Origin of the sequence: Pseudomonas lini, assembly GCF_030812475.1 — a bacterium.
GTDB lineage: Bacteria > Pseudomonadota > Gammaproteobacteria > Pseudomonadales > Pseudomonadaceae > Aquipseudomonas > Aquipseudomonas lini_A.
Genome location: NZ_JAUSSR010000002.1, coordinates 414,118 through 437,457 on the forward strand (window position 1 = coordinate 414,118; position 23,340 = coordinate 437,457).

General features: G+C 61.5%; 14 protein-coding genes. 11 read left to right on the forward strand and 3 right to left on the reverse strand.

The genetic code is table 11. The annotated features are described in order from the left end of the window. Positions 1–13 precede the first annotated feature (13 nt). The 11 genes from treZ (at position 14) to J2W17_RS05785 (ending at position 15,340) form a co-directional block, all read left to right on the forward strand. Entirely contained in the window at positions 14–1,810 is a 1,797-nt protein-coding gene (gene treZ / locus J2W17_RS05735; RefSeq protein WP_307330537.1) for a malto-oligosyltrehalose trehalohydrolase, read from the forward strand. Continuing rightward, a complete protein-coding gene (gene malQ, locus J2W17_RS05740; RefSeq protein WP_307330539.1) occupies positions 1,807–3,885 on the forward strand; it encodes a 4-alpha-glucanotransferase in 2,079 nt (692 codons plus the stop codon). The genes treZ and malQ overlap by 4 nt, the downstream gene beginning before the upstream one ends. Next, positions 3,882–6,677 carry a malto-oligosyltrehalose synthase gene (locus tag J2W17_RS05745; protein WP_307330541.1) on the forward strand — a complete coding sequence of 932 codons (2,796 nt, stop codon included), beginning with the start codon at positions 3,882–3,884 and terminating at the stop codon, positions 6,675–6,677. The genes malQ and J2W17_RS05745 overlap by 4 nt, the downstream gene beginning before the upstream one ends. Before the next feature lie 21 nt (positions 6,678–6,698). Beyond that, entirely contained in the window at positions 6,699–7,052 is a 354-nt protein-coding gene (locus J2W17_RS05750; RefSeq protein WP_307330543.1) for a DUF2934 domain-containing protein, read from the forward strand. Between the two features lie 119 nt (positions 7,053–7,171). After that, a complete protein-coding gene (gene glgX, locus J2W17_RS05755) occupies positions 7,172–9,334 on the forward strand; it encodes a glycogen debranching protein GlgX (protein ID WP_307330544.1) in 2,163 nt (720 codons plus the stop codon). A gap of 1 nt (position 9,335) precedes the next feature. After that, positions 9,336–10,325, forward strand: coding sequence for an acyl-CoA dehydrogenase (locus J2W17_RS05760; RefSeq protein ID WP_307330567.1), 990 nt, complete (start codon positions 9,336–9,338; stop codon positions 10,323–10,325). Further along, positions 10,322–11,080, forward strand: coding sequence for a PIG-L deacetylase family protein (locus tag J2W17_RS05765; protein WP_307330568.1), 759 nt, complete (start codon positions 10,322–10,324; stop codon positions 11,078–11,080). The genes J2W17_RS05760 and J2W17_RS05765 overlap by 4 nt, the downstream gene beginning before the upstream one ends. After that, positions 11,077–11,676, forward strand: a complete 600-nt coding sequence (locus J2W17_RS05770) for an SAM-dependent methyltransferase (protein ID WP_307330569.1) — start codon at positions 11,077–11,079, stop codon at positions 11,674–11,676. Before J2W17_RS05765 ends, J2W17_RS05770 begins: the two co-directional genes overlap by 4 nt. Positions 11,677–11,839: 163 nt before the next feature. Then, positions 11,840–12,598, forward strand: coding sequence for a PIG-L deacetylase family protein (locus J2W17_RS05775; RefSeq protein ID WP_307330571.1), 759 nt, complete (start codon positions 11,840–11,842; stop codon positions 12,596–12,598). A 262-nt stretch (positions 12,599–12,860) separates the two neighbouring features. Further along, entirely contained in the window at positions 12,861–13,661 is an 801-nt protein-coding gene (locus J2W17_RS05780; RefSeq protein ID WP_307330573.1) for an endonuclease/exonuclease/phosphatase family protein, read from the forward strand. A 611-nt stretch (positions 13,662–14,272) separates the two neighbouring features. Beyond that, positions 14,273–15,340, forward strand: a complete 1,068-nt coding sequence (locus tag J2W17_RS05785) for an autotransporter domain-containing protein (protein ID WP_307330574.1) — start codon at positions 14,273–14,275, stop codon at positions 15,338–15,340. A gap of 111 nt (positions 15,341–15,451) precedes the next feature. Here J2W17_RS05785 and glgB read toward each other — a convergent pair whose 3' ends face one another. The 3 genes from glgB to J2W17_RS05800 all read right to left on the reverse strand — a co-directional run bounded on the left by glgB (position 15,452) and on the right by J2W17_RS05800 (position 23,230). Then, positions 15,452–17,683, reverse strand: coding sequence for a 1,4-alpha-glucan branching protein GlgB (gene glgB / locus J2W17_RS05790; RefSeq protein ID WP_307330575.1), 2,232 nt, complete (start codon positions 17,681–17,683; stop codon positions 15,452–15,454). A 2-nt stretch (positions 17,684–17,685) separates the two neighbouring features. Further along, positions 17,686–21,027, reverse strand: coding sequence for a maltose alpha-D-glucosyltransferase (treS, locus tag J2W17_RS05795; RefSeq protein ID WP_307330577.1), 3,342 nt, complete (start codon positions 21,025–21,027; stop codon positions 17,686–17,688). Positions 21,028–21,235: 208 nt separating this feature from the next. Continuing rightward, positions 21,236–23,230, reverse strand: a complete 1,995-nt coding sequence (locus J2W17_RS05800) for an alpha-1,4-glucan--maltose-1-phosphate maltosyltransferase (RefSeq protein WP_307330579.1) — start codon at positions 23,228–23,230, stop codon at positions 21,236–21,238. Positions 23,231–23,340: the final 110 nt, after the last annotated feature.

The following is a 23,340-nucleotide window of genomic DNA, read 5'->3' on the forward strand; positions in this document are numbered from 1 at the left end:
GAGGTTTTCATAGATGCCGTTACGGACCCTTGAGACCTGGCCCCACGGCGCAATTATGCTGGACGCAGAACACACGCGTTTTGCCTTGTGGGCGCCAGATGCGTTTTTTGTCAGTGTCGAACTGGAAGATGGACAATCCTTGCCACTATTGCCTCAGGCCGATGGTTGGTTCGTGATCAATACCCGCTGCCCGGCGGGCACGCGTTACCGCTACAACATCGATGGGGAGCTGGAGGTGCCCGACCCGGCCTCCCGCGCTCAGGCCGGTGATATCCATCTGCACAGCGTCGTGGTCGACCCTCTCGCCTATCGTTGGCAACACAGCACCTGGTTGGGCCGGCCATGGAACGAAGCGGTGATTTACGAACTGCACGTCGGTGCCCTCGGCGGTTTCAGTGACGTCGAGAAGCACCTGGCGCGCCTGGTGGAACTGGGGATTACCGCGATCGAACTGATGCCCCTGGCGCAGTTCCCCGGTGACCGTAATTGGGGCTACGACGGCGTCCTGCCCTACGCGCCACAATCATCCTATGGCACCCCCGATCAACTCAAGCACCTGATCGACACCGCCCACGGCCACGGCCTGGCGGTGATCCTCGACGTGGTCTACAACCACTTTGGCCCGGACGGCAATTACCTGCATCGCTACGCCAAGGGTTTTTTCCGCGAAGACAAGCACACCCCCTGGGGTGCGGCCATTGATTTCCGGCGGCGCGAGGTACGGGACTTCTTCATCGAAAACGCGCTGATGTGGCTGCTCGAATACCGCTTCGACGGCCTGCGCCTGGACGCGGTCCACGCCATTGAAAGCCCCGACTTCCTCCAGGAACTGGCGCAACGGGTTCGTGAGCAGACAGATCCGGCGCGTCATGTGTGGCTGACGGTGGAGAACGAGCACAATCAGGCCAGCCTGCTGCAGGAAGGCTTCGACGCGCAGTGGAATGATGACGGCCATAACGCCCTGCATGTGCTGCTCACCGGCGAAACCGATGCTTATTACGCCGACTATGCTGACAACCCCACCGAGCAACTGGCTCGCTGCCTGAGCCAGGGTTTCGTGTTTCAGGGTCACGTCACCCGCCACGGCACCCCCCGCGGAGAACCCAGCGGTCACCTGCCGCCCAGTGCTTTTGTGCTGTTTTTGCAAAACCACGACCAGATCGGCAATCGCGCTTTTGGCGAACGCTTGCACCAGCTGACCAGCCGCGAGGCCTTGAAAGCCGCCACGGCGCTGCTGTTGCTGTCACCGATGATCCCGCTGATGTTCATGGGCGACGAGTTCGCCGCCGAAGAGCCCTTCCTGTTTTTCACCAGCCACCACGGTGAACTGGCGGAACTGGTGCGCGAGGGACGACGCAATGAATTTGCCGCGTTCAGCGCGTTCACCGATCCGCATAAACGCGAACAGATTCCCGATCCGAACGCGCGGCAGACTTTTGAAGCATCCCGGCCCAAACTGACCGCCACCCGGCAATCGGCGATGCAGGGCCTGTATCACCAACTGTTGCGGCTGCGGCATAAACACATCATCCCCCATCTGCCGGGTACCGTTGCCTTGGGCGCCGAGGTCCTGGCCGAGGGCGCGGTGACCGCACGCTGGCAACTGGGTAATGGCAGTCAGCTGCGTATTGACCTGAACCTCAGCGACAAGCCTGTGGTCCACTCACCACAGGCCGACGCTTCGCTGCTGTTCGAACACCCACCTCAGTCGGCCGGCCTGTTGGATCGGGGCACGCTTGCCCCGTATTGCGCGCTAGTCAGCCTCACGGCCGCAGCCCCTATGCTACCCCTGGATGGAGAGCGCCAATGAGTGATGCGCAACTGGAAATACTGGCCAGCCGTGCTGGTTTGGCTGTCGACTGGATCGACGCCAACGGCCGCCCGCAGAAAGTCGCCCCATCGGTTTTGCGCAACGTCCTCACCGGACTCGGCCACCCCGCCGGCTCCGCACAGGAAATCGACGCCAGCCTGCTGCAATTGCAGCAAGTGCAACAGACCCGTCACCTGCCGCCGCTGATTACCGCAGACGTCGGCGTCGGCCTCAATCTGGCGCACTACTTCGAGCCCCAAACGCCGTGCGAGGTCCATCTCGAAGATGGCTCGCGGCTCAACCTTGAACTGGACGCCGAAGCGATTCTGCCCGGCCTGATTCCAGTCGGTTATCAACACGTCAGTATCGACGGCCAATCCTTTACCCTGGCCGTCGCCCCGGCTCGCTGCTACAGCGTCGGCGATGCGGTCAACAACCCGATCCCCCGCGCCTGGGGCCTGAGCGTCCAGCTGTACGGCTTGCGTCGTCCCGGCGACGGTGGCTTCGGTGACACCCAGGCCCTGGAAGATCTGGTCCGGGTCGCTGGCGAGCGTGGTGCCGAAGCCATCGCGATCAGCCCGCTGCATGCGATGTTCGCCAACGACACCCATCGCTACAGCCCTTATTCGCCGTCCAGCCGTCTGTTCCTCAACAGCCTCTACGCCGCACCGGGTCTCATTCTTGGTGAACGCGCCGTGCGCACGGCGATCGATGCCACGGGGCTGGCCGCCGAACTCAAGCACCTTGAAGAGCTGCCGCTGATCGATTGGCCGGTGGCCGCCGAGGCCAAGCATCGTCTGCTGCAGGCGCTGTACGAAGGCTTTGTCCAGGGCGAACACCCGCTGCATGCCGACTTCAGCAGCTTCCGCCACGCCGGCGGCGAAGCCCTGGAAAACCATTGCCGCTTCGAAGCCATTCAGCAAGCCCGTGCCGCGAAGGGTGAAGGCCTCGACTGGCGCGAGTGGCCCGAACAATGGCGCGATCCGCGCAGCGCCGCCCTCGCCGCGTTTGCCGAAGAAAACGCCGGCCGCATCGGCTTCTTTGCCTTCTGCCAATGGCTGATCACTCGCTGCCTGGAGCGCGCACAAACCGCCGCCCGCGCCAGCGGCATGAGCATCGGACTGATCGCCGACCTGGCGGTAGGTGCCGACGGCGGCGGCAGCCAGGCCTGGAGTCGCCAGGACGAATTGCTCGCCTCGCTGACCGTGGGCGCACCACCGGACATTCTCAACCGTAGCGGCCAGGGCTGGGGCATTTCCGCGTTCTCCCCCGAAGGCCTGGTGCGCAACGGCTTTCGTGCGTTCATTGAAATGCTCCGGGATAACTTCGCCCACGCCGGAGGCCTGCGCATCGACCACGTCATGGGCCTGCAACGGCTCTGGGTGATCCCCAATGACGCCCCCCCGGCGGACGGCGCCTACCTGTATTACCCGGTGGACGACCTGCTGCGCTTGCTGGCCCTCGAATCCCATCGCCATCAAGCCATCGTGCTCGGTGAAGACCTGGGGACAGTGCCGGAGGGCCTTCGGGAAAAACTCATCGCCCGTTCGATCCTCGGCATGCGCGTGCTGTTGTTCGAACAGGACAATGCCCACTTCAAGCCCATGCTCGATTGGCCGGACAACGCGCTGGCCACCACCAGCACCCATGACTTGCCGACTCTCAATGGTTGGTGGCACGGCCACGACATCGACTGGAATGCCCGTCTCGGGCTGGTCGACGCTTCGAGTGAAATCGAATGGCGCCATCACCGCGAGCGCGAGCGCGAAGGCCTGCGCCGGGTGTTGAGCGAGGATCCGCAGAATTTCCGCGAAGAATCCCATGAAACCGATCAGGTGCTGGATGCCGCGATCCGTTTCCTCGGGCATACCCCGGCGCCGCTGGTGTTGCTGCCGCTGGAAGATGCTCTGGGCATCGAACAGCAGGCCAACCTGCCCGGCACCACCGACGCCCACCCCAACTGGTCCCGACGCTTGCCGGGAGACAGCGAAACATTGCTCGATGACCCGGACGCCGCCCGGCGCCTGGAACTGCTCGCCTGCGCGCGACTTCAGGCGGCCGAGCGTGACCAATGAATCAAGCGCTCATCCAACCATTGCGGGCCACCCTGCGACTGCAGTTTCATAAAGGTTTCACCCTGGACCAGGCCGTGCCGCTGGTCCCTTATTTCGCCAGCCTGGGCATCAGCCACCTCTATGCGTCACCCCTGCTGAGCGCCCGCCCCGGCTCCATGCATGGCTACGATGTGGTGGACCCGACCACGGTCAACCCGGAGCTGGGCGGCGAAGCGGCCTTGCGCCGCCTGGTCAGCACCTTGCGTGAGCACCGGATGGGGCTGATCCTCGACATCGTGTCCAACCACATGGCGGTCGGCGGTGGCGACAACCCCTGGTGGCTGGACTTGCTGGAATGGGGACGCCTGAGCCCCTACGGCGAGTTCTTCGATATCCAGTGGCATTCCCCCGATCCGTTGATGGCAGGCCAATTGTTGCTGCCCTTCCTCGGAAGCGATTACGGCGTCGCCTTGCAGGACGGCACCTTGCCCTTGCGTTTCGATGCCCAGGACGGGGCGTTTCATGTCGAGCACTACGAGCATCACTTCCCGATCTGCCCGACGGGTTACGGCGAACTGCTCAAGGCCGATGACACGCTGAATGCCGATCAGGCCGAGCAACTTAAATCCCTGGCCGACCGTTTCAGCGCCTTGAGCTATCAGATGGACGGACACAGCCTGGCGATTCCGCTCAAGACAGAGCTGCGCGAGCTCGCTGCTGATCCGGCCATTGCGCAAGCGATCCAGCGCAACGTGGAGGCTTACGATTCGCTCACGCGCGAGGGATTCGAGCGTCTGCACAACTTGCTGGAGCGCCAAAGCTACCGCCTGGCCAGCTGGCGCACAGCGGCGGACGATATCAATTGGCGGCGCTTTTTCGATGTCAACGAACTCGGCGGCCTGCGGGTCGAGCGCCCGGCCGTGTTCGAGGAGACCCACGCGAAGATCTTCGAATTGGTGGCCGACGGCCTGGTCGACGGTCTGCGTATCGACCACATCGACGGCCTTGCCGACCCCCGGGGTTATTGCCGTAAATTACGGCGCCGGGTCGATAGCCTGTCACCGCAGCGGCACCTGCCGATCTTCGTCGAGAAGATCCTCGGCGAAGGCGAAACCCTGCATCGCGACTGGTCCGTCGATGGCACCACCGGTTATGAATTCATGAACCAGTTGTCGCTGCTGCAACACGACCCCGAAGGCGCCCAGACCCTGGGCAAGCTCTGGAGCCGATACAGCGGACGTCCCGCCGATTTTCGCCAGGAAGCGCAGCTGGCCCGCCAGCAGATCCTTAACGGTTCTCTTGCCGGGGACTTCGAGAGCGTGGCCCAGGCGTTGCTGCAAGTCGCCCGGGACGACCTGATGACACGCGACCTGACCCTCGGCGCGATTCGGCGGGCTTTGCAGGAATTGATCGTGCACTTCCCGGTGTATCGCACCTATATCAGCCCCCTTGGCCGCAGTGCCGAAGACGATGTGTTTTTCCAGCAGGCCATGGACGGTGCCCGGCAATCGCTCAGCGAGGCCGATTGGCCGGTGCTCGATTGCCTGGCCCGCTGGCTCGGTGGTGAACCATGGCGCCAACGCCCGGCGGGTCGCCAGCGCAAGATGCTCAAGCACGCTTGCGTGCGCTTTCAGCAGTTGACCTCGCCGGCCGCGGCCAAGGCTGTGGAAGATACCGCGTTCTATCGCTCGGCGGTGTTGCTGTCGCGCAATGACGTGGGGTTCAGCACCGAACAGTTCAGCGCGCCGGTTGCCGATTTCCATGCCGTTTGCATCAGCCGTCTCGAAGCGTTTCCGGATAATCTGCTGGCCACCGCCACCCACGACCACAAGCGCGGCGAAGACACCCGTGCGCGGTTGGCGGTGCTGAGCGAACGCAGTGCCTGGTATGCCGAGCAAGTGCCGCTCTGGCAAGCGCTGGCCCGCCCTCTTCGCGATGACGACCAGATGCCATCGACGGGTGACGAGTTGATCCTGTATCAAGCGATCCTCGGCAGCTGGCCGCTGGAATTGCGCAGTGAAGATCCAGTAGCGATCGAGGCGTACACCCAACGACTCTGGCAGTGGCAACAGAAAGCCTTGCGCGAGGCCAAGTTGCAAAGCAGCTGGAGCGCACCCAACGACGCTTACGAACAAGCGATGCAGCAATTTTTGCACCGACTGATGCTCAGTCCCGAAGGTGAGCTGTTGCGCGCAGCCCTGGGCAAGGCGGTCAACTCCCTCGCCGCACCCGGCGCACTCAACGGATTGGCGCAAACCTTGCTGCGCATGACCGCGCCGGGCATACCGGATCTTTATCAGGGCAACGAGTACTGGGATTTCACCTTGGTGGATCCGGATAATCGGCGGCCGGTGGATTACGCGCACAGGCAACGGGCGCTGCACGCCTCTGCGGATTTGCCCGAACTGCTGGCAACCTGGCGGGACGGGCGCATTAAGCAAAGCCTTATCGCCCAGGCGTTGAACCTGCGGGCCGAACACGCCGAGTTGTTTCGGCGAGGGGCGTATCAGGCTCTGGAAGTGGTCGGCAGTCAGGCGCACCGGGTGTTGGCGTTTGCCCGCTACGAGGCAGGAAAACGGGCGATCGTGATCGTGCCGATCCGCTGCGCCGAGTTGCTGAAAAACAGTGCCCAACCGCAAATCGATGCGCGGCTGTGGGGCGATACCCGGGTCAAATTACCGTTCGCCACCCCTGATGAACATTTGAAGGGACTTTTTTCCAGCGTCGCAGTCACAACCCAAGGGGAGCTGATGATCAGCGCTGCGCTGGGGGAATTCCCGGTCAATCTCTTTATCCAAACTACCGACACTTGAGTGCAGTTCAGGAGCATAGCGATGAGTACCGAAGATAAACGCATCCGCGAGTTTGCCTATCAGATCTGGGAATCGGAAGGAAAGCCCGAAGGCCAGGACGCCCGTCACTGGGAAATGGCTCGCAAGCTGGCTGAAGCCGAAGCCCTGTCACCGAACAAATCGTCAAAAGCCGCAGGCGGTAAAGCTGCCGCCACCAAGACAGCGACGAAAAAGCCCGACGGCAAGTTAGTCAATGACAAGACCCTGGATGGCAAGGGCGTAGAGCCGAAAACCAAGGCCAAGGCCAAACCGGCCGCTGCCTCATCGGTCATCCCGCCTGGTGAAAAAGCCACCGCGAAGAAGCCTCGCACCGCGCGTAAACCTCCCGCGGTCTAATGCTTCCTTAACGTGTCCTGAACGATTGAATGCGTGGCGAGTGCCTCCTCGCCACCGAGGGCTCGCTCGCCCTCGAAAAACGCCTGAGCCATGAATTGTCCCCCTTTGCAGGAGCATGTATGAGCAGTACAAAGAAATCCGCGCCAGAACCGCACGTCGAGACGCCATCGCGAATCCGTGAAGGACTGCCCTTCCCGCTCGGCGCGACCTGGGATGGCCTGGGGGTCAATTTCGCCTTGTTTTCCGCCAACGCCACCAAGGTGGAGCTGTGCATCTTCGATGACGCCGGCGAAGTCGAACTCGAGCGCATCGAGTTGCCGGAATACACCGACGAGATCTATCACGGTTACCTGCCCGACGCGCATCCGGGGATGATCTACGGTTACCGCGTCCATGGTGCGTACGACCCGGCCAACGGTCATCGATTCAACCACAACAAATTGCTGATCGACCCCTATGCCAAGCAATTGGTCGGCGAGTTGAAATGGTCCGAAGCCTTGTTCGGCTATACCATTGGCCACCCGGACGCCGACCTCAGCTTCGATGAGCGTGACAGCGCGCCCTTCGTCCCCAAATGCAAGGTGATCGACCCGGCCCACACCTGGGGGCACGACCATCGTGTCAGCGTACCGTGGGACAAGACGATCATTTATGAGACTCACGTGCGCGGCATCAGCATGCGCCACCCTTCTGTCCCCGAGAACCAGCGTGGCACCTTCGCCGGCTTGATGGTCGATGATGTGCTGGAACATATCCGCAAGCTCGGTGTGTCGTCCGTGGAGTTGCTGCCTATCCATGCCTTCGTCAACGACCAGCACTTGCTGCACAAGGGCATGACCAATTACTGGGGCTACAACAGCATTGCCTTTTTCGCCCCCGATCCGCGGTACCTGGCCAGCGGCAAGATCGCCGAATTCAAGGAGATGGTCGCGCACCTGCACGAAGCCAATCTCGAAGTGATCCTCGACGTGGTCTACAACCATACCGCCGAGGGCAATGAACAGGGCCCGACCCTGTCCATGCGCGGCATCGACAATGCCTCGTACTACCGCTTGATGCCTGATGACAAACGCTACTACATCAACGACTCCGGCACCGGCAACACCCTGGACCTGAGTCACCCCTGTGTGCTGCAGATGGTCACCGACTCCCTGCGCTACTGGGCCACGGAAATGCACGTGGACGGTTTCCGCTTCGATCTGGCGACCATTCTCGGCCGTTACCACGAAGGCTTCGACGAACGTCACAGCTTCCTCGTTGCCTGTCGCCAGGACCCGGTGCTGCGCCAGGTGAAAATGATCGCCGAGCCGTGGGATTGCGGCCCCGGCGGTTATCAGGTCGGTGGTTTTCCGCCAGGTTGGGTCGAGTGGAACGACAAATTTCGCGACACCGTGCGCGCGTTCTGGAAAGGCGACGATGGCCAGCTCGCGGACTTCGCCAGCCGTATGACCGCTTCCGGCGAGATGTTCAACCAGCGGGGTCGGCGGCCTTACGCCTCGTTGAACTTCATCACCGCCCACGACGGTTTCACCCTTAACGACCTGGTCTCGTACAACGACAAGCACAACGAAGCCAACGACGAAGACAACCAGGACGGCAGCAACAACAACCTGTCGTGGAACCACGGTGTCGAAGGTCCGACCGACGATCCCGAGATCAATGAACTGCGTCAGCGCCAGATGCGTAACTTCTTCGCCACGCTGCTGCTGTCCCAAGGTACACCGATGCTGGTGGCCGGCGACGAATTCGCCCGCACCCAGGAAGGCAACAACAACGCCTATTGCCAGGACAGCGAGATCGGTTGGGTCAACTGGGACCTGAGCGAAGACGGCAAGGCCTTGCTCAAGTTCGTCAAACGCCTGATCAAGCTGCGCCTGGCCTACCCGATCCTGCGTCGCGGGCGTTTCCTGGTGGGCAATTACAACGAAGACATCGGGGTCAAGGACGTCACCTGGCTGGCGCCGGACGGCAGCGAGATGACCATCGAACAGTGGGAAGAAGCCCACGGACGGTGCCTGGGCATGCTGCTCGACGGCCGCGCCCAGGAAACCGGGATTCGCCGCAAAGGTGGCGATGCGACCCTGCTGCTGGTGGTTAACGCCCATCATGATGTGGTCAATTTCCTGCTGCCGGAAGTGCCCGATGGCAGTTACTGGACCTGTATGATCGACACCAACCAACCTTCCATTCGCGGTCAGGAACGCTTCGAATTCGGTCACGAGTACTCGGTCACCGGGCGTTCGCTGCTGCTGTTCGAATTGCAGCGTGAGGATGACGAGTGAAATGGACCTCCAGGGTTTCCTGCATCGTCTGTCACCGGATTACGCTGACACCCAAGCGTTAGGCCGGTGCCTGCGGGCGCTGGTGGAAGCAGGTCTCGATCGGCTTCCGCTGCCCGGCAGTGGCCGGACCCTGGAGCGATTTCAGGCGCTGGCCGAGGTCGGCGGGCATGATCTGGGGTTGTGCAAGTTGTACGAGGGCCATACAGATGCGCTGGCGATCATCCGGCAACTCGGTGGATCGCCAACACCGGGCAGTACATGGGGCATGTGGGCCGCCGAACCGCCCCAGGCGCGGGTCCGGATCAGCCCACAGGGGCAATCGATTGTACTGAACGGATGCAAGGCCTGGTGTTCCGGCGCTGCGGTGTTGAACCACGGTTTGCTGACCGCCTGGGACGAGCAGGATCGACAGCAACTGGTGGCGGTGGCGCTGGATCAACCCGGTGTGACCATCACCGATCAAGGCTGGCACGCCGTCGGCATGGGTGCGACCGGCAGCGTCGACGTGCTGTTCGACGGCGCCAGGGCGCACGCCATCGGCCAGCCCGGCGACTACCTGCAACGCCCCGGCTTCTGGCAAGGCGGGATCGGTATTGCCGCCTGTTGGTATGGCGCCGCTCAACGCATTGCCGAACGTCTGCGCAGTCACTGCGCCCACCACGAAGAACCCCATGCCCTGGCCCACCTCGGGGCGGTGGATAGCGCATTGCAGGCCGCTGCCGAGGTGCTGCGCGGTAGTGCCCTGGGCATCGATGCCGCTCCACTGGACAATGCCGAGCTGCTGGCTCGTCGCGTGCGGGCGGTGGTCGAGCATAGCGCCGAACAGGTCATCCTGCATGTCGGCCATGGCTTGGGCGCCGGTCCCTATTGCAAGGATCGACAATTCGCCCGGCTGATCGCCGACCTGCCGGTGTTCCTGCGTCAGAGCCACGCCGAACGAGACCTTGCGGCGCTGGGTCGACAGGTCATCAACGGAACATGGAGCCTATGAAAACCAATCCAATCGTCGGTCAGGGTACGCCGCTGCACCTGTGGCAAACGTCCAGCCACCTGGCGCAGCTACCGGTGATCGACATCCTGGCGCTGGTGCCGGAGGGTTCCCGGGCCGTGATCATCGCGCCCCATCCGGACGATGAAGTGCTGGGCTGCGGCGGCTTCCTGCAACTGCTCGCGGCGGCTGATCGTGCGCTGCAGTTGATCTCGGTCACCGATGGCAGTGCCAGTCACCCGGGGTCCGAGCGCTGGCCGGTGGAACGTCTGAGTGCGGTCCGCCCCCAGGAGTCCGCCGAAGCCCTGCGCCGTCTAGGCTTGCCGCTGCACAGTCTGAAATGGTTGCGCGGCGGCTTTGCGGACAGTCGGGTGGCGGCGCGGGAAGCCGAGTTGAGCGCGTTCATCGAACGCCACCTGTGTGCCAGCGATGTGGTGTTTACCACCTGGCGCGAAGACGGTCATTGCGACCACGAGGCCGTGGGTCGTGCCAGCGCCGAGGCGGCCCGACGCGTCGGTGCCACTTTGCACGAACTGCCCGTCTGGACCTGGCACTGGGCAACCCCCGATGACAGTGGTGTGCCGTGGCACCGGGCGCGAAAAGTCTTGCTCACGCCGCATCAGGTGGCGCGCAAGCGTCATGCCGTACACGCCTTCGCCAGCCAGTTGGAAGGCGATCCGCGCATCGGCTTGCCGCCGGTCCTGGCCCCCTATGTGCTCGATCGATTGCTGCAACCTTTCGAGGTGGTGTTTCTATGAGCGTCGAGGATCGCTACTTCGACGGGTTGTTTGCAGGTAGCGATGATCCTTGGGCGTTCCGCGATCGTTGGTATGAACAGCGCAAACGTGCCATCACCCTGGCCGCGCTGCCCCGGGCGCACTATCGCGCCATCTTCGAGCCGGGTTGCGCCAACGGCGAACTGAGTGCGGATCTGGCCGCCCGCTGCGACCGCCTGCTGTGTTGCGACACCGCGGCCGCGGCGGTGGCACTGGCCCGCACTCGTCTGAGCCTGTTCGATCATGCTGAAGTCCGCCAGAGCCGTTTGCCGGGCGATTGGCCCAACGAACAGTTCGACCTGATCGTGCTCAGCGAAGTCGGCTATTACCTGGATGCCCCGGATCTCAAGCAACTGATCGAACGCGCCGCAAAATCGCTGACCGCCGACGGCCAGCTCCTGGCGTGTCACTGGCGCCCGCCGATCGATGGCTGTCCGCTCAATGCCCGGCTCGTTCATGACCTGCTCCACGAGCATTTGCACCTGCCGCGCCTGGTCCTGCATCAGGAGGCCGATTTCCTGTTGGAACTATGGAGCCGCGAACCCCGTTCGGTGGCGGCCCTGGAAGGCTTGCGATGATGAAAGGTTTTTTCATGTGCGAGGCTCGTCCAGGCCAAAAAGATAAAAAACGTACCAGATAGATCATCGACGCGACGAATAGCCTGACATGAGCAATACTCTGCTCGCGGCAATCCAGGGTTGGGAGCGCTGCACTTTGTAATCAGACAAGGATGTAGCACCGATGAAGACTGTTTCCGTCAATGAAAGCAGCCACCCCGCGCAGATCTGGAACAGCGCCCCTCAACTGAACACCATTCCCGTCATCAATACCGAAACCCTGGTGCCCCTTGGCGCGCGTGTCGTGGTGATCGCGCCGCATCCCGGGGATGAAGTCGTGACCTGCGGCGGCTTGCTGCAGTTGCTCAGCACCCTCGGGCATCCCCTGCAATTGATTTCCATGAGCGACGGCAGCGCCAGCCATCCGGGGTCGCAGCAGTGGTCGGAGAAACGCCTGAGTGTGTTTCGCCCCCAGGAAAGCGTCGAGGCCTTGCGCCGGCTGGGGTTACCGATGCACAGCCTGAAGTGGATTCGCGGCGGTTTCACCGACAACGCCTTGGCCGGGCGGGAACTTCAACTGACTCAATTCATCGCCCGTTACCTGCGCCCCGGCGACGTGGTATTCAGCACCTGGGGCGAGGACAGCAATAATGACCATGCTGCGGTTGGCCGGGCCAGCGCCAAGGCGGCAGCCATGGTGGGTGCAACGTTTCATGAAGTACCGCTCTGGGCCTGGCACTGGCCGACCCGCAATCGCGGCATGATTCCGTGGCATCGCGCGCGCAAGATCCGGCTCGATACCTGGACCGTCGCACGCAAAAGCCACGCCACCCACGCCTACGCCAGCCAGCTCGACGGCGAACCGGCCATCGGCCTCGTCCCGCTGCTGCCCCGGGTATTGCTGGAGCGAATACGCTTGCCGTATGAAATAGTCTTCGTCTGAGCCAACGCCGATCCCACATTGGACTTTACCAACTCGGGATTTGGGTACGCTCGATTGTGGACACGCCAAACCCTGTGGGATCTGGCTTGCCAAAGAAGGCGTTTTCATTAGCACCGCAAGGCTCGAGGCCGCCTTCGCCGGCAAGCCGGCTCCTACAGGGATTTTATTTGAGCCATGAAACCAATGTCACGACGAATCCCGCTGAACTGCCGGCCCCCGCATCAGTCGCATACATATGCAGCCCGAAATCAGAGGAGTGAACGTGACCAGTGATTCCAAGCCGCAGAGCATCGAATCCACGCCGTTGGAAATACCTGCGGTGGTTCATCGGCTGAGAGTGCTCACCGTCAATACCCACAAAGGTTTTACCGCGCTCAACCGACGCTTCATTCTTCCCGAACTGCGCGAAGCGGTGCGCAGCACCTCGGCCGACCTGGTCTTCCTGCAGGAAGTCGTCGGCGAGCACGAGCGTCATTCCTCTCGTTTCAACAATTGGCCGCAAACCTCGCAATACGAGTTCCTGGCCGACAGCATGTGGAACGACTTCGCCTACGGCCGCAACGCGGTTTACCCCGACGGTCACCACGGCAATGCCCTGCTGTCGAAATACCCCATCCGCGAATACCGCAACCTCGACGTGTCGATCACCGGCCCCGAACGCCGCGGCCTGCTGCATTGTGTGCTGGAGGTCCCGGGGCACGCCGAAGTCCATGCGATCTGCGTGCACCTGAGCCTGCTGGAAAGCCATCGTCAGCTGCAACTTCAGCTCTTGTGCCAGTTGCTCGAATCCTTGCCTGACGATGCGCCTGTCATCATCGCCGGCGACTTCAACGACTGGCAGCTCCAGGGCAATGCCGCACTGATCCGTCGCGACTACCTGCATGAAGCCTTCGAACGCCATCATGGCCGCCCCGCGAAGACTTATCCGGCGCGGTTCCCGCTGCTGCGCCTGGACCGGATTTACCTGCGCAACGCCAGCAGCCATGACCCTCGGATATTGGGCACCCGGCCGTGGACACACCTGTCGGATCACTTGCCTCTGGCGGTGGAAGTCCACCTCTGAAGATCCGCCTGTAACGGGCCTGAACGCTTCAACGACGGGACATTGACGGGCAATCCCCTGATTTTTGTCACAAATCCTTGCGACACCAGGATCTACCAGCTGGTGGTCCTCCACCGCCAGGATGACGGTTTTTCACACCTATCGTTCGACTCCGACAGCGCCTGGACCGGTTGCCGCGGGGTGCGGTTAAAAATTCGCTACACAATCGCCGGTCTGCCACTGAAACCTTTCCGGCGCGCCAACCTGTGGAACACAAATTCTCCAGAGCCGGCACGGCACGTTCGAGGATAGGTTGCTGACAATGGCGAGGGCTTTGGTTCGCGCTTTTTTGACGATCTGACGAACAAACAAGAGGTTAGAGAAGCGCCATAATTCAGTCACTTATAGGCCCTAAAAATACCAGTACCGCTCATCGGCCAATTTCTTGACGCAATGGCAAAGGGCTTCTTAGCTACACCTTACTACCCCCGGAACCATATCAGGGGCAAGCCTACGGACTCCCGCCATAACGGGCGGCCAGAGGTTTGCCCAACCCATTCGGTCGCCCCTCATTCGGGGTAGGAGAAAGGCGCCATAGCGAGATAAGGCATGCTATTGCAAGGAAGACCTCCATGAAAAATCCACTCAGCCCGCAAGAGATCAAATTCACGTTTTGCACGGTCTCGAGTTCTCTCCTGCTGTGCTCAGCCATGGAGACCCACGCTTCGCCAGAAGATCAAGCAGCTACCCCCTGGTATGACCAGGAGGTTCAGATGCTGACCTTGCCCTCCCTCGCTACCACCTATCCTGGCCACTTCGGTCCCAACCCTGACATGCGCAGTTCACATCTCACCGTTGAGGACGCCGCCCCCCTGGCCTGGGATCAGATCTATGGGCAGGCATCGAGGCAGGCGCTGACCGATTATCAAGCCCAGGGCTCGTCGATTCCGGACGCCAACCAATTCAAAGGCCCGGCGATGCTCACCGTTCGAAGCGGCAGCGGTCATACCCAGCGGGTCGGCCTGATAGGCGGTACGAGCCACTTCCAGGGTAATAGCAACGGTTTGTTGACCAGTCGTGCCCTTTCCGATCCCCAGACCGATACCCTCAACCTGCAAGGCGAGAGCCTCGGCGCTTATTGGAGCCTGACCGGCCCCCAAGGCTGGCACGTCGACTTGAGCGCCAGTGGCGGCCGGGTCAACGGCTACAGCCGTAATAGCGAAGGCGCCCGGCAGGTGACCGAAGGCAGCGCGGTAACGCTGTCGGTGGAAGGTGGTTTTGCGATCGGCCTGAGCGAAAACTGGGTGGTCGAACCCCAGGCGCAATTGATCAATCAACGGATCACCCTGGACACCCCCAATGCAAGCTCGAGGGATGCCACCTCCAGTGACCTGACCTCCTGGAGCGGTCGCGTCGGTGCAAGGTTGAAAGGTAGTTACGACATCAACGGCCTGCCCGTCGAACCTTATGTGCGGACCAACTTGTGGCACACGGTGTACACCGGCAATTCGGTCACCCTCGATCAAGTCGACAAGATCAGCAGCAGCCGCTATTCGTCGACGGTCGAAGTGGGTTTGGGGTTGGTGGCCCGGGTGACGCCCGCGCTGAGTCTATACGTCAGTGCCGATTACAGCAGTGATGTGGATGACAATGATTTGAACGGGTTGATTGGGAGTCTTGGGGTGCGGATGCGGTGGTGAGTGTTTGTCTTCAAAGAATGCATTGTCGGATCTGACGCCTTCGTCGGAATGCCACCCGGAGCGAGCTTGCTCGGGGTGGCGTTCCGACGAAGGGCGCGACGCGGTGTCAGATCAACCCTCCGGACGCAACATCAATACCGCCAACGGCGGCAGATTCAGCACCAGGGACAGCGCCTGCCCATGGCTCGGCTCATCCTCGGTAAACGCTCCGCCGCTGTTACCGTAGTTGGAACCGGCATAAGTCGCCGAATCACTGTTGATCACCTCGCTCCAGCGACCGGCAAACGGTACACCAATGCGATAACCCTCACGCGGTACCGGCGTGAAGTTTGCCACCACCAATACCGGCCGCCCGTCCTTGCTCCAGCGCATGAAGGCATAGACGCTGTTGACCGCGTCATCGCCGATCAACCACTGGAAACCTTGCGGCGCGGCGTCCTGCTCGTGCAGTGCCGGCTCTTCGCGGTACAGTCGATTGAGATCGCCGACCAGTTTCTGCACGCCCTTGTGTTCCGAGTACTGCAGCAGGTACCAGTCGAGTTGCTGGTCATGGTTCCACTCGCGCCACTGGCCGAACTCGCACCCCATGAACAGCAGCTTCTTGCCCGGGTGCGCCCACATGAAACTCAGGTATGCCCGCAGGTTGGCGAATTTCTGCCAGCGATCGCCGGGCATCTTGTCGATCAGCGAATGCTTGCCGTGCACCACTTCATCGTGGGAGATCGGCAGAATGAAACGCTCGGACCACGCGTACACCAGGCCGAAACTCAGTTCGTTATGGTGATGGGCGCGGTATACCGGATCCTGCTGGATGTAATGCAGCGAATCGTGCATCCAGCCCATGTTCCACTTGTAGTCAAAGCCCAGGCCGCCCTGTTGGGTGGTCTGGCTGACACCGGGCCACGCGGTGGACTCTTCGGCAATCACCAGCGCGCCGGGGGCTTCGAGTTCTACCACGTCATTGAGATGGCGCAGGAAGTCGATGGCTTCAAGGTTTTCCCGGCCGCCATGCCGGTTGGGTACCCACTCGCCGGCCTTGCGCGAGTAGTCGCGATACAGCATCGACGCCACGGCATCGACCCGCAGGCCATCGACGTGGAAATGCTTGAGCCAGTGCAGCGCCGACGCCAGCATGTAGCCGTGCACTTCGGTACGGCCCAGGTTATAGATCAGCGTGTCCCAATCCTGGTGAAAGCCTTCTTGCGGATTGCCGTATTCGTACAGAGCGGTGCCGTCAAATTGCGCCATGCCATGGGTATCGGTCGGAAAATGCGCCGGCACCCAATCGAGGATCACGCCGATTTCCGCTTGGTGACAGGCGTTGACGAAGGCCGCGAAATCATCCGGAGAACCATAGCGGGCGCTCGGGGCGAATTGCGAGAGCAGTTGATAACCCCATGAACCGCCGAATGGATGTTCCATGATCGGCATCAGTTCAATGTGGGTGAAACCCAGTTCCTTGACGTATGGAATCAACCGGTCGGCCAGTTCGTGCCAGGTGTACTGACGGGCTACCTCGCCCAGATCATCCAGCTCGCACTGCCAGGACCCGGCATGCAGTTCGTAGATCGACAGTGGCGCATCCGAACGGTGACGGTCGCCGCGCGACAGCATCCAGTCCTGATCCTGCCAGTCCACTTTCAGCGGTGAAGCGACTTTCGACGCAGTGTCCGGCGGCAACGAGGTGGCCAGGGCCATCGGGTCGGCCTTGAGCGGCAGAATGCCGTGGCTGCCGAGGATTTCGTATTTGTAGGCCTCCCCTGCTTGCATGCGCGGGATGAAGAGTTCCCAGACGCCGGTGGGATGTCGCAGACGCATGGGATGGCGGCGGCCGTCCCAGTTGTTGAAGTCTCCGACCACCGACACCCGCTTGGCGTTCGGTGCCCACACGGCGAAGCGCACGCCGTCGACACCGTCGACTGTCTTCAGTTGCGCACCGAGGCATGCGCTGAGATCGCGATGGTTGCCTTCGGCGAACAGGTACAAGTCCATCTCGCCGAGCAACGGGCCAAAGCTGTAGGGGTCTTCGGACACTTGTTCGCCGCCGGCCCAGCGGGTGCGCAGCAGATAGGGCTGGGCCCGATCGAAGTGCCCGACAAACAAACCGGGTGTCTGGGTGGCCTCGAGGTTGCCAAGTTCCTCCCCGGAGTCCTTGGCCACCACTTGCACGCTCAAGGCGTCCGGCAAATAGGCCCTAATGAATTGCCCGCCGGCGCCATCGCCGTGGGGGCCGAGTATTGCGAAAGGGTCATGATGCTCGGCACGTACCAGAGCATCGATATCCCGTGACTTGGGCAACAGCGCTTCTTTAGCGTGACCCTGTTCCCTGTTCGAGAAACTCATGACTACTCTCCATCAAAATCGGAAAAGGGTTTAAGCCCACTCAAAAGCCCATACAAACCGTGCAGCGGCACCGGCAACCAAGTGGGGCGATTTTCAGCTTCATACGCCACCTCATAAGCCGCCTTCTCCAGACCGAACAACGCCAGCGCGGCGTCCTCGCCTTCCGGATCTTGCCACGCATGAGCAAGACTAGCTGCCGCCAGCCGATAAGCGTCGACAAATGCTTGTCGCGCTTCATTCAAATAGCGTTCGGCGACACGCTGGCGAGCGGCCTGGGCTACGTCGGTATTGTCGACGTTGTGCACGTTGATCGTCATCGCCGCAGCGTAGTCGAACGAACGCAACACTCCACTCACATCTTTATACGGACTGTGTTTGCCCCGTCGTTCGTGGAGCGGGCGCGCCGGTTCGCCTTCAAAGTCGATCAGGTAGGCATCGCCCTTGATCACCAGCACTTGCCCGAGGTGCAAGTCGCCGTGGACGCGGATCCGCAGGCCGCCGGCAGCCTTTTTGCCCAATTCCTGGACGTGGCTGAGAATGGCTTTTTTGTTGTCCAGTAAACGAGTGACCAGGCTTTTGTCCGCCGGGTTCAGTTCGTTTTGATGCTGCTTGAGCAACCTGAGCGCGTTTTCCAGCTGCGCCGCCACGTCCTTGGCCGAGGCCAGCGCCTCTTTCTGGGTGGTGACCTGCGGCGCAAAGTCCGGGTTGTCGGTGGGTGCCGCCAACACCTGGTGCATTTCCCCCAGGCGCTGGCCAAGCATGCCGGCGAAGTCCCTCAGCTCGCCGAGGGCGTTGTAGTGCTGCTCCTGTTCGGACATGGCGTCGGCCAATTCGTCGCGCAATGCCCGTTCCAGGTTGTTCTGCGTCCACTCCCAGGCATCTCCCTGATTGCTCAGGTAACCCTGGGCAATCATCAATAGATTGTCCTCGCCCGCCGCATCGCGACGAATCACCGAACCCAGCAGCGGCGAAATATTGGCGAAACCGGCCTCGGTCAGGTACGCACTCATCTCCAGCTCCGGGTGCACGCCCGAGGCGACTTTACGGATCAGCTTGAGCACCATGCTGCTGCCCACCACCACCGAACTGTTGGACTGCTCGGCTGACAGGTAACGCACTTCCGGCTCGGCCGGGAGACCCAGCTTGACCAGTTCGTCGGTGGATTCGAAACGGATCTCGCCACCATCCGAAGGCAACAGGGTGTTGTTCTGCATGCCCTGCAATACCGCGCGGATGAAGTTTTCCAGGGCGAACGCATCGGTGATCAGACCGACCTGCGGCCCACGTCGCACCCGAGACAGCGCCAATTGCTGCGGCAACGCCGGGCCGACCTGATCGTCGGCAATGTAGCCGAACGGCAATTGGTAACGGTTGGTCTGGCCGCCGCTGGTGACTTCGATTTCACTGAGCAACACTGGATGCTGCGCATCACCGAAGCGCACGCCGTAGGCCAGGTGGACCTTGTCGATGGCCGCGTCCTTGCCCGCGAACCAGCGGCGGTTTTGCAACCAGCTGGGCAGGATGCCCTGCTCCATCGTGGCGCGTGAAGGCGCTTCGAGCAGCTCTTCCATGCGTTTCTTCAGTACCAGCGTTGTGAAGTCTGGAAGACTGTGCGCCGGTTCTACGTGCCAGCTGGGCATTTGATTCTCCGCTGCGAGTCCGAACCAGTAAAAACCGTAGGGCGCCAGGGTCAGCAGGAAATTCAGCTGGCCGATTGGCGGGAAGGCGTTACCGCCCAGCATCTCCACCGGCACCATGCCGGCGTAGGCGGACAGGTCCAGCTCCGCCGCTTGCGCGCTGCGCGAGACGTTGGCCACACACAGGATGATTTCGTACTTGCCATCCGGCCCGTTGTATTCACGAGTGTACGCCAGGATCCGGCGGTTGCTGGGCGAGAGCATTTTCAACGTGCCGCGACCGAAGGCCTTCGACTGCTTGCGCACGGCAAGCATGCGCCGCGTCCAGTTCAACAGCGAGTGAGGGTCTCCGGCCTGGGTTTCGACGTTGACCGACAGGTAGCCGTATTGCGGGTCCATGATCGGTGGCAGCACCAGGCTGGCCGGGTCGGCGCGGGAGAAGCCGCCATTACGGTCGATCGACCACTGCATCGGTGTACGCACGCCGTCGCGGTCACCGAGGTAGATGTTGTCGCCCATGCCGATTTCATCGCCGTAATACAGGGTCGGCGTGCCGGGCATCGACAGCAGCAAGCTGTTAAGCAATTCGACACGACGGCGATCGCGCTCCATCAACGGCGCCAGGCGGCGGCGAATGCCCAGGTTGATCCGCGCCCGACGGTCGGCCGCGTAGTAATTCCACAGGTAGTCGCGCTCCTTGTCGGTGACCATTTCCAGCGTCAGTTCATCGTGGTTGCGCAGGAAAATCGCCCACTGGCAGTTGGCCGGAATTTCCGGGGTCTGGCGCAGGATGTCGGTGATCGGGAAACGGTCTTCCTGGGCCAGCGCCATGTACATGCGCGGCATCAACGGGAAGTGGAACGCCATGTGGCACTCATCGCCGTTGAGGCCCTTGGCGTCGGTGTCGCCGAAATACAGCTGGGTGTCTTCCGGCCACTGGTTGGCCTCCGCCAGGAGCATGCGGTCCGGGTAGTTGGCGTCGATTTCGGCGCGGATCTGCTTGAGGACGTCATGGGTCTCGGGCAGGTTTTCGTTATTGGTGCCGTCACGTTCGATCAGGTACGGAATCGCATCCAGGCGCAAGCCGTCGATTCCCATGTCGAGCCAGTAACGCATGACCGACAGTACGGCCTTCATGACTTGCGGGTTGTCGAAGTTCAGGTCCGGCTGGTGCGAATAGAAGCGGTGCCAGAAGTACTGGCCGGCCACCGGATCCCAGGTCCAGTTGGACTTCTCCGTGTCGAGAAAGATGATCCGGGTGCCGTCGTATTTGTGATCGTCATCGGACCAGACATAGAAGTCCCGCGCCGCCGAACCTTTCTTGGCCTTGCGTGCGCGCTGGAACCACGCATGCTGGTCCGAGGTGTGGTTGATGACCAGTTCGGTAATCACCCGCAGGCCACGCTCGTGAGCCTCGGCAATGAACCGCCTGGCGTCGGCCATGGTGCCGTAGTCGGAATGCACGCCCCGGTATTCGGCGATGTCATAGCCATCGTCGCGCCGTGGCGAAGGGTAGAACGGCAACAGCCAGATGGTGTTGACGCCGAGGTCGGCAATGTAATCGAGTTTGGCGATAAGACCGGGAAAGTCGCCGATCCCGTCATTGTTGGAGTCGAAAAACGATTTGACGTGAACCTGGTAGATCACTGCATCCTTATACCAGAGCGGATCCTTGATAAAGGTGGCTGCCTTGGGTTTCTTCGCCATTTGAAACTCCTGTTGAATTCAATAAAGCCGCCTGGGGGAGCATTGATGCTGCCGAGGATGGCTCTTTGTGGCGATGGAGCTTGCTCCCGCTGGGTTGCGCAGCAACCCCATTGCAATTCATCCAGTACACCGCGTTCGCTGGTTTTGCGACTGATTCGCAGCCGAACAGGAGCAAGCTCCCTCGCCACAAACGCGGGTACCCTTGTGTCTAAACAGTGAAGCGCCAGATCCCGAACGGCTGATGCGCCGGATCGATTCGCATGAACTGGTACTTGCCATGCCAGGTCCAGCGATGACCGCTCATCAGGTCTTCGCCCTGGCAGCTGGCATCGTCGGGCAAACCCATTTCCCACAACGGTAATTCGAAGTTCGCTTCCTGGACGTTATGCGGATCCAGGCTCACCGCCACCAGAATGAAATTGCTGCCGTCGGCACTGCGTTTACCGAAATAGAGGATGTTGTCATTCCAGGCGTTGTAGACCTTGAGTCCCAGGTGCGTCTGCAGGGCCGGGTTCTGGCGGCGAATCCGGTTGAGCTGGGCGATCTCGGCAATGATATTGCCCGGTGCGGTGAAGTCCCGCGGGCGGATTTCATACTTCTCGGAATTGAGGTATTCCTCCTTGCCCGGCACGGGTGCCGCTTCACAAAGCTCGAAGCCTGAATACATGCCCCACAGGCCGGAGCCCATGGTCGCCAGTGCCGCGCGGATGAGAAAGCCGGCGCGTCCGGATTCATGGAGGAACGCCGGGTTGATATCGGGCGTATTGACGAAGAAGTTCGGGCGGTAGCACTCGCGCCACGGCGACTCGTTCAGTTCGGTGAAGTACGTCGCCAGTTCGGCCTTGGTGTTACGCCAGGTGAAGTAGGTATAGCTCTGGCTATAACCGACCTTGCCCAGTCGCGCCATCATCGCCGGAGTGGTGAAGGCTTCGGCCAGGAAGATCACTTCCGGGTGCAACGCCCGCACATCGGCGATCAACCATTGCCAGAACGGCAGCGGCTTGGTGTGAGGGTTGTCGACGCGAAAAATCTTCACGCCCTCCTCGACCCAACCGACCACGATGTCGCGCAATTCCACCCAGAGACTGGGAATGGCATCGGTGGCATAGAAGTCGACGTTGACGATGTCCTGGTATTTCTTCGGCGGGTTTTCGGCGTATTTGATCGTGCCGTCCGGCCGCCAGTTGAACCAGCCCGGGTGCTGTTTGAGCCACGGATGGTCCTGGGAACACTGGATCGCGAAATCGAGGGCGATTTCCAGCCCGTGGTCAGCGGCTGCAGCGACCAGGCGGCGGAAATCTTCGCGGGTGCCCAGTTCCGAGTGAATCGCCTCGTGCCCGCCCTCTTCGCTGCCAATGGCATAGGGGCTGCCCGGATCATTGGGGCCGGCGGTGAGGGAATTGTTCGGCCCTTTGCGGTAACTGCGGCCGATCGGGTGGATCGGCGGGAAGTACAGCACGTCGAAGCCCATGTCCTGGATCATCGGCAGCCGCGCATGCACATCGTTGAAGGTGCCGTGGCGGGCCGGGTCATCGGTGATCGAGCGTGGAAACAGTTCATACCAGCTGGCGAACTGCGCCAGCCCGCGCTCGACATCCAGCGGATACTCGGGACTGAGGCTCAAATAAGCGCGGTGATCGGCCTGGGCCATCAATTCGGCACTGCGCTGGTGCATGAACAGCGCGACCTGCTCGGTTTCGAGCAGGCCGGACAATTCATGGTGCAGCGCCGCCAGGTCTTCGCTCAACCGGCCTTCGGTGCGCTCCGCCGCTTGCTGGACCTGATTGCGACCTTCCTGCAATTCCAGACTGACGGGCACGCTGGCCAGATGCTTTTTCTCCAGCTCATAGCGGAAGCTGGCGAACTGGTCGATCCAGGCTTCGATGCAAAATACGTAACGACCCTGCTCTACCACATGAAATTGGCCCTTCCAGCCATTATTGCCCAGGCTGGTCATGACCTCGCTTTGCCAGGTCTCGTCGCCATCGGCACGCCAGCGCACCCGCACGGCCAGTTGATCGTGGCCATCGGCAAATACCTTGCTGGTCACCACCACGTCCTGCCCCGCCACGGCTTTGACGGCAAACTGCCCGCCATCGAGGGTCGGCATGGTGTTTTCGATCGCGATGCGCGGCAGCAGTAAAGCCTGCGACAGCGGCATGTGCGGGTTGTAGTTGAGCTCTGTCGGTTTTTCAGCAGTCATCGAGCATCTCTCCTTTACGCCCCATGGACGCTCTTGTGCTTGGTTGCCATTCGCGCAAGGCCGTCGGCCCCGGAATGAACTCACTTAGGTTCCGAGCGACGGGCGCGGGT

Coding starts and splice junctions, on each gene's coding strand:
- treZ (WP_307330537.1), top strand. CDS start 14: ATGCCGTTACGGACCCTTGAGACCTGGCCCCACGGCGCAATTATGCTG.
- malQ (WP_307330539.1), top strand. CDS start 1,807: ATGAGTGATGCGCAACTGGAAATACTGGCCAGCCGTGCTGGTTTGGCT.
- J2W17_RS05745 (WP_307330541.1), top strand. CDS start 3,882: ATGAATCAAGCGCTCATCCAACCATTGCGGGCCACCCTGCGACTGCAG.
- J2W17_RS05750 (WP_307330543.1), top strand. CDS start 6,699: ATGAGTACCGAAGATAAACGCATCCGCGAGTTTGCCTATCAGATCTGG.
- glgX (WP_307330544.1), top strand. CDS start 7,172: ATGAGCAGTACAAAGAAATCCGCGCCAGAACCGCACGTCGAGACGCCA.
- J2W17_RS05760 (WP_307330567.1), top strand. CDS start 9,336: ATGGACCTCCAGGGTTTCCTGCATCGTCTGTCACCGGATTACGCTGAC.
- J2W17_RS05765 (WP_307330568.1), top strand. CDS start 10,322: ATGAAAACCAATCCAATCGTCGGTCAGGGTACGCCGCTGCACCTGTGG.
- J2W17_RS05770 (WP_307330569.1), top strand. CDS start 11,077: ATGAGCGTCGAGGATCGCTACTTCGACGGGTTGTTTGCAGGTAGCGAT.
- J2W17_RS05775 (WP_307330571.1), top strand. CDS start 11,840: ATGAAGACTGTTTCCGTCAATGAAAGCAGCCACCCCGCGCAGATCTGG.
- J2W17_RS05785 (WP_307330574.1), top strand. CDS start 14,273: ATGAAAAATCCACTCAGCCCGCAAGAGATCAAATTCACGTTTTGCACG.
- glgB (WP_307330575.1), bottom strand. CDS start 17,683: ATGAGTTTCTCGAACAGGGAACAGGGTCACGCTAAAGAAGCGCTGTTG.
- treS (WP_307330577.1), bottom strand. CDS start 21,027: ATGGCGAAGAAACCCAAGGCAGCCACCTTTATCAAGGATCCGCTCTGG.
- J2W17_RS05800 (WP_307330579.1), bottom strand. CDS start 23,230: ATGACTGCTGAAAAACCGACAGAGCTCAACTACAACCCGCACATGCCG.